The organism is Mammaliicoccus sp. B-M6 (assembly GCF_022386965.1).
Lineage (GTDB): Bacteria > Bacillota > Bacilli > Staphylococcales > Staphylococcaceae > Mammaliicoccus > Mammaliicoccus sciuri_A.
In genome coordinates, this window is record NZ_JAJNHJ010000076.1 from 1 (window position 1) to 775 (window position 775).

Here is a 775-nt window from a genome sequence, read left to right on the forward strand (position 1 = left end):
GCGTCCGAATCACTGTCTGCATCTGAGTCACTATCTGCGTCTGAATCTGAGTCTGCATCCGAATCACTGTCTGCATCCGAGTCACTATCTGAATCTGAGTCGGAATCTGAGTCCGCATCGGAGTCACTATCGGAATCTGAGTCGCTATCTGAATCCGAGTCACTGTCTGCATCCGAGTCTGAATCTGAATCACTGTCTGAATCTGAATCACTGTCTGAGTCTGAGTCGCTATCTGAGTCTGAGTCGCTATCTGAATCCGAGTCGCTGTCTGAGTCAGAATCTGCGTCGGAATCACTGTCTGCATCTGAGTCGCTGTCTGCATCGGAATCACTGTCGGCATCTGAGTCACTATCTGCGTCTGAATCACTATCTGAATCTGAGTCGGAATCTGCGTCTGAGTCACTATCTGCGTCTGAATCACTATCTGAATCTGAGTCGGAATCTGCGTCGGAGTCACTGTCTGAGTCGGAGTCGCTGTCTGCATCGGAATCACTGTCCGCATCCGAATCACTATCCGCATCCGAGTCACTGTCCGCATCTGAGTCTGAATCACTATCTGAATCTGAGTCGGAATCTGCGTCTGAGTCACTATCGGCATCCGAATCACTGTCTGCATCGGAGTCGCTATCTGCGTCTGAATCGCTGTCCGCATCTGAGTCTGAGTCGGAATCTGAGTCACTGTCGGCGTCCGAATCACTGTCTGCATCTGAGTCACTATCTGCGTCTGAATCTGAGTCTGCATCCGAATCACTGTCTGCATCCGAGTCACTATCTG

The 775-nt window shown here is 50.6% G+C and carries 1 protein-coding gene; it reads right to left on the reverse strand.

From position 1 onward, the window contains the following. Nucleotides 1-775, reverse strand: a 775-nt coding sequence (locus tag LQ693_RS13435) for a hypothetical protein (protein ID WP_239743719.1), incomplete at both ends; no start/stop codon positions are given.